The 13,777-nt window shown below is 67.2% G+C and carries 13 protein-coding genes; 3 read left to right on the forward strand and 10 right to left on the reverse strand.

The features are described from left to right. Positions 1-137 precede the first annotated feature (137 nt). Positions 138-833, reverse strand: coding sequence for a GAF and ANTAR domain-containing protein (locus R6Y94_RS34395; RefSeq protein WP_318400577.1), 696 nt, complete (start codon positions 831-833; stop codon positions 138-140). 136 nt (positions 834-969) lie between these two features. Between R6Y94_RS34395 and R6Y94_RS34400 the strand changes: the two genes are divergently transcribed. Further along, positions 970-1,314, forward strand: a complete 345-nt coding sequence (locus tag R6Y94_RS34400) for an STAS domain-containing protein (protein ID WP_318400497.1) — start codon at positions 970-972, stop codon at positions 1,312-1,314. Between the two features lie 597 nt (positions 1,315-1,911). On the opposite strand, the gene R6Y94_RS34405 is transcribed toward R6Y94_RS34400, so the two are convergent. Further along, on the reverse strand, positions 1,912-2,796 hold the full coding sequence (locus R6Y94_RS34405; protein WP_318400499.1) for an inositol monophosphatase: 885 nt from the start codon (positions 2,794-2,796) through the stop codon (positions 1,912-1,914). Positions 2,797-3,610: 814 nt separating this feature from the next. On the opposite strand from R6Y94_RS34405, the gene R6Y94_RS34410 reads away from it, so the two are divergent. Next, positions 3,611-4,408, forward strand: coding sequence for a glycosyltransferase family A protein (locus tag R6Y94_RS34410; protein ID WP_318400501.1), 798 nt, complete (start codon positions 3,611-3,613; stop codon positions 4,406-4,408). Positions 4,409-5,334: 926 nt separating this feature from the next. Beyond that, positions 5,335-5,598, forward strand: a complete 264-nt coding sequence (locus R6Y94_RS34415; protein WP_318400503.1) for a response regulator transcription factor — start codon at positions 5,335-5,337, stop codon at positions 5,596-5,598. A gap of 47 nt (positions 5,599-5,645) precedes the next feature. Here the strand turns inward: R6Y94_RS34415 and R6Y94_RS34420 are convergent, their stop codons facing one another. Genes R6Y94_RS34420 through R6Y94_RS34455 form a run of 8 tightly spaced genes read right to left on the reverse strand, consistent with a single transcriptional unit; the run spans position 5,646 to position 13,752 of the window. Next, positions 5,646-6,584 (reverse strand): Gfo/Idh/MocA family oxidoreductase, encoded by a 939-nt coding sequence (locus tag R6Y94_RS34420; protein ID WP_318400505.1) that lies wholly within the window; start codon positions 6,582-6,584, stop codon positions 5,646-5,648. A 31-nt stretch (positions 6,585-6,615) separates the two neighbouring features. Further along, positions 6,616-8,112 (reverse strand): AMP-binding protein, encoded by a 1,497-nt coding sequence (locus R6Y94_RS34425; protein ID WP_318400578.1) that lies wholly within the window; start codon positions 8,110-8,112, stop codon positions 6,616-6,618. A gap of 13 nt (positions 8,113-8,125) precedes the next feature. After that, positions 8,126-8,776 (reverse strand): cyclase family protein, encoded by a 651-nt coding sequence (locus tag R6Y94_RS34430; RefSeq protein ID WP_318400507.1) that lies wholly within the window; start codon positions 8,774-8,776, stop codon positions 8,126-8,128. Next, positions 8,773-10,011: an argininosuccinate synthase domain-containing protein gene (locus R6Y94_RS34435; RefSeq protein ID WP_318400509.1), complete on the reverse strand. Its 1,239-nt coding sequence runs from the start codon at positions 10,009-10,011 to the stop codon at positions 8,773-8,775. Before R6Y94_RS34435 ends, R6Y94_RS34430 begins: the two co-directional genes overlap by 4 nt. Before the next feature lie 48 nt (positions 10,012-10,059). Further along, positions 10,060-11,073 (reverse strand): TauD/TfdA family dioxygenase, encoded by a 1,014-nt coding sequence (locus R6Y94_RS34440; RefSeq protein ID WP_318400512.1) that lies wholly within the window; start codon positions 11,071-11,073, stop codon positions 10,060-10,062. A gap of 28 nt (positions 11,074-11,101) precedes the next feature. Then, the gene (locus R6Y94_RS34445; RefSeq protein WP_318400514.1) at positions 11,102-12,151 is read right to left on the reverse strand and encodes a Gfo/Idh/MocA family oxidoreductase; all 1,050 of its coding nucleotides are present in this window, start codon (positions 12,149-12,151) and stop codon (positions 11,102-11,104) included. Continuing rightward, a complete protein-coding gene (locus R6Y94_RS34450; protein ID WP_318400516.1) occupies positions 12,148-13,443 on the reverse strand; it encodes a DegT/DnrJ/EryC1/StrS family aminotransferase in 1,296 nt (431 codons plus the stop codon). The genes R6Y94_RS34445 and R6Y94_RS34450 overlap by 4 nt, the downstream gene beginning before the upstream one ends. A gap of 45 nt (positions 13,444-13,488) precedes the next feature. After that, positions 13,489-13,752, reverse strand: coding sequence for a hypothetical protein (locus R6Y94_RS34455; RefSeq protein WP_318400518.1), 264 nt, complete (start codon positions 13,750-13,752; stop codon positions 13,489-13,491). Positions 13,753-13,777 lie beyond the last annotated feature (25 nt).

A 13,777-nucleotide genomic window follows, 5' to 3' on the forward strand; every position in this document is an offset into this window, starting at 1 on the left:
ACGGTGCACCGTGGAGGCTGACGCCGAACATCGCCGCCGGTAGCTTCGCCCACGAACAGCCGGGCCTGGACCAGGTGGAATTACGGCCGGGGAGGTCGCGTGGCGCGGTCGACGAGTGCGGCGGCGACGTCGCGGAGTTACCGGTTCGAGTCCTGGGAGACTTTCGCGAGGATCGCGAACGCCTCGTCGGAGGTGCAGCGACGTTCTGCCATGATGATTCCCTTGGCCTGCTCGATGACGGCGCGGCTGCGCATCGCGGTTTCCAATTGCTGGGCCAGGGTGGCGGTGCTGTCGAAGAGGTGTGCGTTCGCCGGGGCGACGGCGGCGTAGCCGGCGAACGTCTGAGCGAGGGTGATCGCATCGTCGTCGAAAGCGTCAGGCTTCCTGCCGTAGATATTGAGTGCCCCGACGACCTTTTCCTGGACCGGCAGCCCGATCGACAAGGAGCTGGATACTCCTTCGGTGCGGGCGCGGGCGGCCCAGTCCGGCCAGCGGGTCAGACATGGCAGGGGATCCTCGGAAAGGCGCCGCCGCCATGGTTCACCGGCGGTACGGACGCGGTGGCGGTCCGCGGTCGCGGACCGCCGCACGGACCAAGCCGGAGCTGGACCCGGGACCGCGCCGGTTGCTGGACGCTGGCTCGCCAATTCCCCCGAAAGCCGGGCATCGGCCACAGGCTCCCACCATACGCCGCCCCACGCCGAACCCGTGAGGCCGCCACCCCGAAGGCTGGCCGTTCCAGTGGCCGCCTCCGGCGGTACCTCGTTAGAATGCTCACGGGTCAAGCCACGCGCCCATCCCGCTCTCCTTTGCAAGAGAGAGAGGTCATTCATGGCCACGCGATGGATCCCCAAGCCCCTACTTCTCTCCAGGCTTCTTCTCAATGCCGCGCCACGGCTCGCTGACCATCGACGGGGCGCGAAGAGGCGGCGCCGTCCCGTCCGCCCACCGGTCCAGGTCCCTCCGGTGATGGCCGGCACGGGTGGGACACCGCCGTTCACCTTTTCCTGGCACACCGAGTCGGCAACGCCTGCGAATCCGCCCCAGGATGAACAACTGATCGTCCTCCCAGCCGGAGAGGTCGACCTGGCCACCGCACCGCTGCTGCAGAGGGCGTTGCTGATCGCCGTCGACCGTCATCCCCGGGTATGCTGCGACCTCAGCAAGGTCACCTTCTTCAGCGCGGCCGGAGTCACCGCCCTACTCGTCGTACACAACCGCGCAATCCAGACCGGATCCCGCCTCACCGCACGTCGCCCACACGGCATCACCGAACGCGTCCTACACCTCGCCGGCCTGGAACACATGCAATGAACCTCTTTCAACCTCCCCCTGCGGTCCGGCGGACCGCAAGGTCGGACGCGGTGCGTGCGCGCCACGCGGTACAGGTTGAAAAAGGTTCAATGGGACTCCGGCTCGTGTTCATCCGCGACAGCCGGTGCCTCTGCCTACGGCACGAGATCCTCGACATCGCCGACGCCTGTGCCACCGTCGGTTCCGATGTGCTGACCGAGGCACTCGACACCGGACGCGCCCGCAGCGCGATCATGCGCGACGACCACGAACACCACGACGCGGTGCAGGCAGCCCGCACCTGTCATTCCACGACGAACCGGTGGGCGCTGCGGCGGCTGCGGGTGAATCGGCGGCGAGCAGGCCCTGGATCACCCCGCCCCAGCTGCCCGTGTCGACGAAGGCACCGTGCACGAGGACGTTGGCCTCATGGCTCCCCCAGGTCTGGCAATGTCCCCTGAGGTTGTCCGGTTCCCGCCGCCGTTGCATCGGTCAAATTACTGCTGGTGGTGGCTTTGTAGCTGTGTCGGTCGATGTTCGGGCCGCGGGCTTGGTATTTGGAGTTTGAGCGTTTGATCGTGTGGGTCTTGGTGCGTAGCCGGCGCTTGGGGTAGCAGGTCAGGATCTGCCGCGTTCCGTGGCTACGTCCATCCACTCGAGCACCCGTTCGGCAAGGCGGTCGGCCGAGGGTAGCCACGCCACGAAGCTGCCGCGGCAGTCAGTTGGCACCGGGTCGGGAAAGGCCGCGAACCGGCCGCCGGCCGCGGTCACCAATGCCCGGCCTGCGGCGACGTCCCAGGCATACACATTGGTGTTCAGGGCCATGTCCGCTCGACCGGCGGCGGTCCAGGCCAACGCTAGTGCCGAGGAGCCGATGCGACGCAGCTCGGCATGGTGAAGCACGTCACCGATCAGACGGCCGTCCCCCGGGTGGAACGCCGGGCCGCCGTTCGGCACGTCGGTGAGGACCAGTGGCGGGCCGACCGGCGAACGCCCGGCCAGGGGAAGGCGCCAGCCGTCGAGCCGGAACTCGTCACAGTGTGCCGCAAAGGTCTCGCCGCCGACCGGGTCGTAGACACATCCGCCTAGAGGCACGCCGCCAACTTCGTACCCGATGGAGATGCAGAACAGGGGCAGGCCACGAAGGAAATTGTAGGTGCCGTCGATCGGGTCGACATACCAGCGAAGGTCACCATTCCCATGGGGGCCACTTTCCTCACCGATCACCCCGCAGTTCGGGAATGCCGAGTTGAGGGTCTTCCTGATGATCTCCTCGGCGTAGACGTCGCACTCGCTCACCAGGTCGGTGGCGGGCGAGCCGGCTACGCCGGGCGTGATCTTGTGCCGCACCCGAACCTGCTTGCGGAACTGCCGGAGCACATAGTCGCCGGCTCGATGGCTTGCGGAGACTGCTGCGTGAAGTAGGGTTGGCACGTCATCGGTGTCCCATGGGCATCTGTCGACGTTCGACCGTATGGTCACAGCTGCTCCTAAGTCGGTCACTCAGCTCGATGGCCGCCAACTGGCAATGCGGATCGGCGACCACGCCGCGAATGAGGCGCACGTACAGGTCCGCCAATGTGTCGACCCGGGAAAACGTGAAGTGCCGTGTGTCATAGGCCAGGAAGCCGCCGATGTCGTTGACGCATACTCCCGGCGCGTGCCGTCGAACATGGATCGGAGGCTGCCAGGACGATCCGCCGGCGAGAGTCGAAACGAGTCAGCAGATTCGACAAGCATCGGGGCTCCCGTGGTGCGACATCAGAATTCCATATGCGAATGGGGCCGGACAGCGACGAAAGCTGACAGAGGTGCTTTGGTGCTTTCTTTGCCGCAACTCCTCGGGCAGGCGGGGGGCGCATCGGGCACCGCTGGACAGACAGGAATTGCCTCGACCCTTTCGGCTCGAAAACCGGACACCGTACTCAGCCAACCGGACTTGCATTCCGCCTCAGAATATAAGCTGACAACTCAGCACCCGCAAGCCATCGTCGATATTGGCGTGTTTGCGCCAGGATCGCGGCCGCCCTGCCGACCTGTTCACGAAAATTTGCTGGTCAGCCGCCCGGTGCGGGCGAACACTCTGCTCACGATCAAGGAGATTGACAGCCGGTGCCCGGAGGGCGCCTTCCCGGATTCGCCATCCACTGCTACGTTATTCGCGTCGAGATCACTTCGGTGCTCAATCCAGTCCGGACGGCGCATATATGTCGGACCAGCCGGAGTCAATCGCGTTCTGACAGCGCCAAAAGACCACGGTGCGACGGTCCTCCGTGACAGGCAAAGCCGGATGCCGCCGACGGGAAGAAGGGCAACAGTGGACGCCAACCATGCTCCTGAGGGCGTGATCACGGTGATCACGCCAACACGACGCCGGCCGCACCTCATCGGACGAGCTATCGAGTCGGTGGCAAATCAGTGCTGTCGTCACGTAGACGAGCACGTCGTGGTCGTCGATGATTGCCCGAGCACCTGGTCATGGTTGGGACGAGAGCTGCCGCCGTTCGTCCGTCCCCGATTCGTCGCACGGGGCCCACGGGAGGTCGGCGGGCCGACCCGGGCGGCCAAGCTGCGCGATATCGGCACTAGTATCGCTCGGACCAGATGGGTGGCCTACCTGGACGATGACAACGAGTGGGAGAGCAATCATTTGCATAGCCTGCTCAGCGAGGCGATAGAGTCGGCCTGCCCTGCGGTGTATTCCTGGACACAGGTGTTTCATCGGGACGGAACACCATACCTCGATGAGGTGAACCCGTGGAGCCACGACCTCGACTCCGGACTCGCCGAATACGCGCGTCTGCGAAGAGCCGGTGTAGTGACAGCCGGTTCCCACATTTACCGGGACCGGCTGGACCCGTTCGACGGCGAGGACGCGGTCCGGTCCGTCGATCAAAGCGCCTGGTTGCTGGAGACGGAGCTCGTCAAACGCATCACGTTCAGCAACATGCCGATGCGGCCGAATCGCGAGGAAGGGCTCGCGGAGGACGACGTCTTCAATCTGAACCTCGTCGCCGAGGGGATACGCGCGCGTTCCACCGAACTGGCGACGCTACGTTATTATCTCGGAGGCTATTCGACCGCACCGGAGCAAAACGAGCCGGCCGACTGGTAAGGGCGACGCCTATCTCGCGCAGCCCGACCCCAGCTCTCAGCCGGCCGCCGTCTGCCCTGTGCCGGACCTGGGACGACGCGCCGGTGGCCCCCACACCCACGGCTGGAAAGCCTCGTGGGCATCCGAGTCGGGTGCCCGCCCGGGCCCCGCGGGGCGTGCACTCGTTTCGGCGACGGCGCCAGCACAGTTCAGCTCGCCGAGAGCTGACCTTGGTCGGGCCGTCCGAATGAGCGTAACGCAGAGGCGAGCACTCCGCCCCGAAGCGCCTCGGAGGTCGACACGGCCGACCGCGCAGCGCCGGACGTCACTTCGGCGGGCCGGCGGGGATGCCGATACCCGGTCGCTGCATTATTACCTGATGTAACGAGATTTTCGGACGTCGTTATGGCGTGGAAACAAATTCGCAGGTGGAGACGTTTTCCTGAGTCCTGGAAGCGACGGATCGCGACCACTTGGCACTAACGCGTGCGATCAGATTGCGTGTTGCGGACCCACCTTCATCCTGATACCGTAAGGCTCACGTACCGATACACAGTCCACCACGGGGATATTCTATGGAACCTTGTATTGGACGAGCATTCTAGCCATATCCGCCAGGTAGCGCCCCACCATTGTGATGATGCAGGCAGCAAACTGAGCGTCATTGTCAGAATTACCTGCCGGGTTTGTCCGTTCGGCCTCTCCGCACTGCCGAGGGGCACGGAGACGTGCATGGTCCCGTACGCCGGCATCCCGGCCAGGAATACTTTCGTTCATGCGCACATAGCATCTGTCCGGGCCGCGCGTCCACACTGCCGGGCCGCACCGCTACTGGTCGGGCTCCGGTGCAGGATGCACCCATTACTCACACTGGGATTAATTCTGTGTCCAGCTACCCTTCGCCGCCGCGGCATCCGACCGGCGACAAATTCGCGGTCTCCCGGCCCGTGCTGACCGCCCTTCAGCACGAGATCGTGCGCATGCTCGCTCGGGGAGCCAGCGACAGGCACATCGCTCACCGGCTCGGCCTGGGCCTGCGAACCGTGCAGCGCCATGTGTCCACGATCATGCAGCTCCTGCGGGTGCAGAGCCGATTCGAGGCGGGCGTCGCGGTGACCCGCGCCGGACTCCTCGAGGAGTTGGACGCCGGCGCCCGGCGTTCGACCGACCCGACGCCTGACCGGCCAGGTGGCAGCGGCGCCACGACTTGATCGTCATGCGATCCGTCGCGCCGGAGTGACCCGTGCAACGAACCTTTTCAACCTCCCCTTGCGGCCCGCGGCGTGGTCGCGGGCGTCGGCGCGCTGGCGCGGTGCAGGCTTGACTCGATCGCCCGGCACACCCCTTCGGCTTGCGCCGCGTCCTCCCACGTCGCCAACTGCGTTGCGGTGGTGCGTCCCTCGACGACGGCGAGGAAGGCGCGTATTTCGGCGGCGTAGGCCTCGGCGAAGCGCTCCCGGAAGTCGGCATACCCTCCGGCACGCGCCGGGTCAGCGGTGCGCACGGTCGTCTGCGCACCAACCAGTTCGGCATAGACCTCACAACCGTGGCCGCTCATCCGCTTGCTGATAATCGCGCAGACCACGCCATTGGCCAGTCGGACCGAGGTGAGCAGCGTGTCCGGCACCTCGTCGAGCTCCGCCTGCATGCCGGTCACCTGGACGACCGGTCCGCCGAAAATCCACAACATCAGGTCAACGTCATGGATCTGCAGGTCGTACGCAAGGCTTCCACCGGCGACCTGATACCCCGTTGGCGGCGCAGCGCCGTCGAAGCTGGTGAAGGCCGCGTACGTAAAACGGTCACTGCCCTGCTGCACCCGGTCGCGCAGGGCCAAGTACTCGGGGGCGAATCTGCGCTGGAACCCGATGTACAGCGGAACCTCCCACCGATCGGCGGCCGCGCCGAGCGACCGGGTGGTCACCGGGTCCGCACAGCACGGCTTCTCGACCAGCACCGGTACGCGGCGATCGAGCACCTGGGAGACCACCCGCGCATGGGTGTCGGTGGGAGAGCAGACGACGTACCCGCCGACCGTGCCGACCTCGGACAGGTCGGCGACCACGGCCAGACCTGGACGGCCGGCGAGCTGTGCACCGCGCCGCTCGTCGGGTTCGACGACGACAACCTGTGCACCGCTCGCGACCAGATTGCCGGCGTGCACGGCGCCGATCCGCCCGGCGCCGATCACCGCCACCCGCGGCCGGTCGTCCCTACTGATCGGGTCCTTAGCCATCGAGTCGCCGTCCCACTCGGCCCGCAGCCGGATCGTTCAACAAGCGTGCGGCCATGTTCCGATCGACCTTTCCGGTGGAAGTCCGGGGCAGTGGGTCGGTTACGAACGAGATGCGGAACGGCACCGCAGCGGACTCGACCCGCTTGGCGCAGAATTTCCGTACCTGCACCGCCGACAACGTTTGTTCCGGAGCGGTTCGGATCAGCGCCGCGACCCGGGTTTCGCCGCTCGGCGCCGTCCACGGCGCCGTCACCGCCTCCGTGACTCCGTCGAGCACCGAGATGACGTCCTCGACGTCCTCCAAATCGACACTCACCCCGTTGACCTTGATCCGGAAGTCGCGGCGGCCGAGGAACTGCAACGCACCGTCGGGTCGTCGTTCAACCATGTCGCCGGTGCGGAAGTAGGTATCGCCGGGCCAGCCGGGCGAGGCCCGGACGAAGTTGCCACCCCCGCTCGTGCCGAGATAGCCCTCCGCCTGGAATGGCGTGGTGACGACCAGCTCACCGGAGCCTGGGCCGCGTAGCTCGGTACCGCCGCCGTCGATCAGCCGGACATCGACGCCGGGCAGCGGCTCACCGAGCGGGATCCGTTCGGCGACCACCTCGTCATAGTCGAGTTGGGCGATCAGCGAGTCGTTGGTCTCGGTGCTGCCGTAGATGTTGTAGTAGCTAGCCGCAGGAAACATTTGTCGGATTACCCGCCGAGTCGGCAGGGGCGTATTGTCGCCGGTCATGATGACGTGGCCGGACGGCAGCGCATCGAGGTCGCCGGACTCCGCGAGCCCCCGGGCGAGCCGCTCGTATAGCACCGGCACGCCCTCGACGAGGTCCGGTTCCCAGGTTCGGACGAGCGCAGCGAGGTGCCGACTGTCGCGCAGAGCCGGTCCGGTGGCGGCCACCACTGTGCCGCCGTACGCCAGGGTGGTCCACACCTCGAGTAGGGACAGGTCGAAGTTGAGGGGGGCGTAGCTGAGGACTCGGCTGCCCGCACCGATCCGAAAGCGCTCGGCGGCCCAGGCGGCGAAGCGCGCGACGGCATTCTCCCGCAGCGGGACGAGCTTGGGGTTGCCGGTCGACCCGGACGTGCAGAAGACCAAGGATGCGGCCGGTGTTGGCACATCCGGATCGACTTCGGCCCGTTCTATCCGGGCTTGTTCCGGACCGGCACCCGGCCAGGCGACCAGGGCGAATCCGGTTTGCCGCTGGGCCGCGGCCCGCGTCGCCGGCGTCGCCGTGCTGGGCAATAGGACTACCGGGCGGCCGGCGATCATGGCGCCGAGCATCAGCGGGATGCCGCCGTCGCCGGCCTCGCAGACGACCGCGATGGCGCCGACGGAGCCGTCCGCAGACTTCAGCGTGCCGGCGTGAGCAGCGGCGGCTCGGTACAGCTGCGCGTAGTCGATGGTTCTTAGGGGCGTCGCCACGGCGATCCGACCCGGGTCCACCCGGGCCAGCCGGCGCACGGATTCAATCACAGTGATCACCATCGCCTCCTCCGTCTTAGTCGACGATCGCGAAGGCCCGTACCGAGCAGGTGCCGAAAGCGTGTACGGCCAGGGGTGGAGCGAAGAACCGGAAGCCCCGCGCCGGCAGACGATCGAGGCCGCGCAGGTGTTCCACAAGAGGAATGCCGGCCGCCAGCAGCAGAGAGTGCGCCGGTCGTGCCTTGTCCGACATCGCGTCGATGTTGACGGAGTCAATGCCGACCACCGCCGGGGCGAGCGTGGTGAGCCGGTCGACGAGTTCTCGCCCCAGGTATGGATGAGATTCTCCGAAGTAGTCGTCGGTCCCCCAGCGTCCGTCCCAACCTGTCCGGAAGAGCACGGCCTTGCCGGCCACCTCGGTGCCGTCGAGAATCTCCGGTCCGATTTCGCCCTCCGGCTCCGCGGTGCAGACCACACCGGCGACATCCACGACCTGTTCCAACGGAATTCCGGCGGTGTCCGCGCCGTCGGGGTAGCGGTGGAACGGCGCATCCAGATAGGTGCCGGTGTTGGCGACCATGTTGATTCGTCCTATGTGGAACTCCACGCCGTCGGTATACCGCGAGCGTGATTCAGCGCGGGACAGATGTGTGGTGATCTTCGGTCCAGGCAGACCGGGATACGTGCGCATCCCCTCGTGGATGGGGTGACTGAGATCGATGATCATGTTGCTCGCTCCTGTTCCGTGCCCGTTCCGGGTACCGCTCGTCTGAGCCGGTCGACGTGTGCCAGCGTGATGATTAGCCCGGCGTGTCCGCCCGGTGGCGGACCGGGCCAGGCCGACTCGGTGGCACGATGGCGGTACAGACCGTGCGGCGACTCCAGCCGCTGCACCGTGACGGAGCCGGCCACCAGGCGTAGCGTGACTGCGCCGGTGACGATGCGATCCAGCCGGGCCAGTGCCTCCCGGATGCATCCGGTGGTGTGGTCGAACCATCCACCGGCAACGGCGGAGTCCGTCCAGGCCGTCGCGAGCGTCTGCCGAATACCGTGTTCCCGCGCATCGAAGACCGCGTTCGACAATGCGCGGCGGGCAGCGGTGATCACAGCGGCGGCAGGCGCTTCCCGAATCTCGTGGTTTTTGCCCCACAGGTGCGTGTCCTCCAGTCCGGAGAACCGGCCCACGCCGCGCGCACCGGCCAGTTTGTTGAGGCGCCGCACCAGCGGGCCGAGCGGCATCCGCTGTCCGTCGACTGCTACCGGCAGGCCGCGTTCGAAAGCGAGGCTGAGGGTGACCGGACGTGCCGCCTCCGGTGCGTCCGGCGAACAGGTCCACTCGAAGACCTCGGTGTCGAGGATGTTCTCGGGACTGTCCAGGCTGCCGCACTCGATCACCCGCGCCCAGGGGTTGGTGTCGATGCTGTGTTCGCCGTGGCGGAACTCGACACCGGCAGCGGCGAGCTCTGCCACCATCGTTGGTCGCGGCGTCGTCGATTCCAGGAACGGCGCGGCGAGTGGCAGGCCCGGCGCCTCGTGCGCAATCGCGGTAGACAACCGGATCCCGCTGTTCTGCAGGGCTGTCGCGCTGTGGCAGATGGCGTCGCAGCCGCGTTCGACGGCGACCCGGGCAGCCACCATTCCGTACAACGGCCGCGAGATACTCGACCCTATCGGGTAGAGGCCCTGGTAGAACGCGTCGGCGTGGATCGCGGCGGGTAGGAAGTCACGGAAGAACTCCTCCTCCGCGGAAAGTTGGACCGGCTTTGCGCCGAGGGTACGCGCCCGCTCGGCGGCGTCCTCTTCGGTGCCGGTGCCGAGGTCGACCGTGAGTGCGACAGGCTCGGCCCCCCGGGTGACGAACCATTTGAGCAGGTACGACCCGTCCACGCCGCCGGAGTAGAGGACCAGCGGCCGACGGGGCAGGTGCCGTTCCAGGCTGTGCAGACTAGACACGAATTGCATCAGACTCCTCCGCGGACGACCAGATGAGCGAGACCGGCGGGCGGCGGGTCAGGGGCGAACCACGCGGGAGAAGGGTGGGTGACCCGCCTCGCACCGGCGGAGGTCCGCGATGGCGAATGCCCGCCGCAGCCAGCGATCGCGGCCGTCGAAGCGGGGTACGAACGGCGTCCGGCCGTGCACGGCGGTCCGATTGTCGATGACCAGCAGGTCTCCGGGAGTGAGCCGGACACCGACCGCGACCTGCCGCAGCGCCTCGAAGAGCCGCGACAAGGCGGACTTTCCATCGTCCGTGGTCGCCTCCATCGCGTGCAGATCCGCCAGCACGGTGACGTTGCCGGCATGTTCGGTAATCGCTGCCATCAAGGGCGAGTACATGATTCGGTCGGTGCCGACGAAGGAGGTGCTGTAGGCGATTCGGAAGACCGGTTCGCGCAGGCACCGCAGCACGTCGGGCCCCAGCAGAGGCAGCGCGTCACCGACGCCCGCGACCACGGTCTGTGAATTGCCGTCCTGATCCGGCCGCAGGCAGAGCAGCGTGACGACGTCGGGCTTGGTGGGGTGGAAGCCGTTTTCCGTGTGCAGTTCGAGAAGGGCGCTGCCAACGTTTTCTTGCCGGGTTTCCAAGCCCCGTAGCGCCACGATGTCTTGCACGAGCGCGCCGTCTTTCTCACCGGCGTAGGCGATCAGGTCGCCCAGTTGGGCGAGGACGACCAGCTGAGCCAGCGTGCTGATCGGCAGGTCACGCAAAGGCAGCGACGTCCGGTGTGACGGCGTCGGTGGCAACTCGTCGTCGAGTGGCACTCCGCGAATCAGTAGCGCGCCGTGGTCCGTGCTCTCCCAGCGGAACCGGGCGAGGGACGTGACCAGGTCGGCGGGGAGGTACCGGCTGCCGGCCACCGTCGCCGCCACGACGTGGTTGTCGATGACGTCGAGTGTGGGGCACCGGTCGATGATGTCCCGGCAGCCAGCCACCAGGTCCGCGCGATCGTCCGCGCCAAGGGTCGCCGATTGCAGCCGCTCCGGGAACGGCGGCTCGGGCGGTTTCGTCGGATGCTCACTCACCTTATCCACGCCTCCACGAGTTCGTTCGTCACGCCCGTTGGCATCGGGTGAAGATGTCGGCGACGGCGCGGACGTCGTGAACGGCGTCCCGGGCGTCCGCGCGACACGCCGCCCCCTTCGTCACCACGTCGGCGAAATGCTCGAGCTCGCGCTTGAAGGGGTCTGCGTACGAGCCCTCCTCCATCCGGCTCCGCAGCGGGCCTCGCGCCGAGGCCGAGAACGTGTGGCGCACCGTCGCCGGAGTGTTCTTGAGGTAGACGGACGGATACTCCAGGGTCGTGTGCGCCGTCGGCCCGGCGACCAGGAAGTCCTCGCGATAGCCGCCGGACAATCCGGCCATCACCGCCAGCGTGAGCGAGGCCGCGTCGCCGTCGTCGGTCTCCCACAGGGCGTGCACGCCGCGCCGGCCGAGCACGGCGCGAGCGGCGGTGAGGCGAAACCCGGCACGAAAGAGCCCGCGCAGGCAGTACAGCTCATGCGTGGCCAGGTTGTGCAGCACCTCTTCGAAGAAATACGCCCAGGTCGGTTCCGCCCGGGTGGTGCTGTCCGCGGCCGGCGCGGCGCACCGGGCGACGACGTGGTGCGCCCGGAAGAAGTAGTCGTCAGGGAGCACGGCCGTCGCCGTGATGAGCCGTCCCGGCGGCTGTTCCGCGGCCAGTTCGCGGAACCGGTCGTACGCAGTGTCGAACAGCCTGCTGTATCCGACCATCACGGTTAGGCCGGCTGACTCGGCCCTATCCGCGATGCGGACGGCATCCTCGACGCGGTAACACAACGGCTTCTCGACCAGGACGTGCTTACCCGCCGCCACCGCACGCTGCACGAGATGAGCGTGGTCGCCCGGCGTGGCGATGACCACCGCGTCGATGGCGGGATCCTGGAGTAGAGCGGTCGCGTCGGTGGCGACACGGTCGACCGCGAACCGCTGCGAAACCGTCTTGAGCACGTCCGGGTCGGTGTCACAGACCGCCACTAGACGGATACGCCCGTCCAGTTCGCGCAAGTGCGGCAGGTGCATGATCTGAGCGATCTCGCCACAGCCGATGACCCCAATGGTGATGGTTCCGGGCGACCTCACGGGACCGCCACGGCATCCGGCCGCAGCGCGGCGCTGTTCGTAACGACCTTGTCCACGGCCCGCGCGATGTCGTCCATGTCGGTTGCCGGGGCGAGCAGAGCCCGATGCGGGACGGTCAGGACGGTGGCCCTCGCGGCGTGCGCTTCCGGCAGATCGAACCGTGTCGGGTCGAGTCGGGACAGCAACATCGGGTCGTACTTGTGCGGGGATCGTCGCGGATCGTAGAGTCGGCACGCGTTCAGGGGCTCATGCAGAGCCTCGCAATGCAGCCCGAGTTCCGCGCCGAGGGCCGGCAGGACCGATTCGACCGGTATGCCGTCGAGCGCGTCCGGATCGACCCGAAAGCAATACCGGTAATACGTCCGTCGCGTCACCTGTGGCGGAGCGGCGATCGGGTGCGCGTAACCGAGGCCGGCGATGAGCTCGTCCAGACGGGTGGCGCTCGCCGCACGCCGCTCGTTCTCGGCGTCCAGCCGGGCCAGGCCGCCGAGCAGCATCGCAGCTTGGATCTCGGTAAGGCACAGGTTGCGGCCCTGTACGGTACCGACGTCGCGAAGGTTGGGCTCCCGCAGCTGCGGGAACTCGGCGTAGCGACGGCCGTCCGCGCGGTACTCCTCCATCCGCTCGTGCAGTGCCGCATCGCGGGTCACGCAGGCGCCACCCTCACCGGAGGTCAGAAGCTTGGACTCCTGCATGCTGAACGTGCCGACGGCTCCGTAGGTACCGACTCGCGCGTCCCGATAGGCGGCGCCGTGGGCCTGGGCGCAATCCTCGATCAGGGCCAGGCGACGGCGGCCGCAGAGATCCACGAACGCGTCGAGGTCGGCGAGGCTCGACCCGTAGTGCACCAGCAGTACCGCCTCTGTTCGTTCGCTGATCGACGCCTCGGCGGCGGCCGGAGACATGCACAGCGTCGCCGGATCGATGTCCACGAGAACGGGGACGAGACCGGCGTTGGCGACTGCGGACGCACACGCCACCCAGGTCAGCCCGGGTACTAACACCTCGGCACCGTGTGTGAGGCCGAGGGCCTCGATGGCGATCGTCAGGGCCGCCGTACCGCTGCTGGTAGCGACGCCGTACGGTACACCGTGGTAGCCGGCCCAGGCCCGGGCGAATCTGCGCTCGTAGAGCTCGTGTCCGTTGTGGTCCTCGCTGATGGCCCAACGGCCGGACTCCAGTGCTTCGGCCACGGTTGCCTTCGTGTCGGCGTCGAGGCTGGGCCAGGCCGGCCATCCTGCAGTGTGCACGGGAGTGCCGCCCAGGAGAGCGAGGTGAGTGCCGTCGGGCATGGCGAGTCCTTGTCGTCGTGGGAGGCAGGCGTTCGCGGGCCGGCCTCAAGCCTGCGGCGGGGAAGATCCGACCCGAAGCAGGTCGCCGATGGTGACCCGGTCGAGGTTCTCGAACAGTTCCGGGGCGGGCTCGGCGGCGTGCCGGCCGCACCAGCGGACCAGTAGGTCCGTGACCATCAGCGAGTCGAGGCCCAGGCCGTCGTGTCCCAAGGTGAGCGACGGCTCGAGGGAGAGGCCTGCCAGATCGCAGGCGAACTCCTGTTCCAGGATGTTTCTTATCTCCTGGATAGGCGAGTACAGCGCGTCCATCAAAGGCCCTTCGATGCATTGTCGA

Source organism: Plantactinospora sp. KLBMP9567, assembly GCF_033446045.1.
Taxonomy (GTDB): Bacteria; Actinomycetota; Actinomycetes; order Mycobacteriales; family Micromonosporaceae; genus Plantactinospora.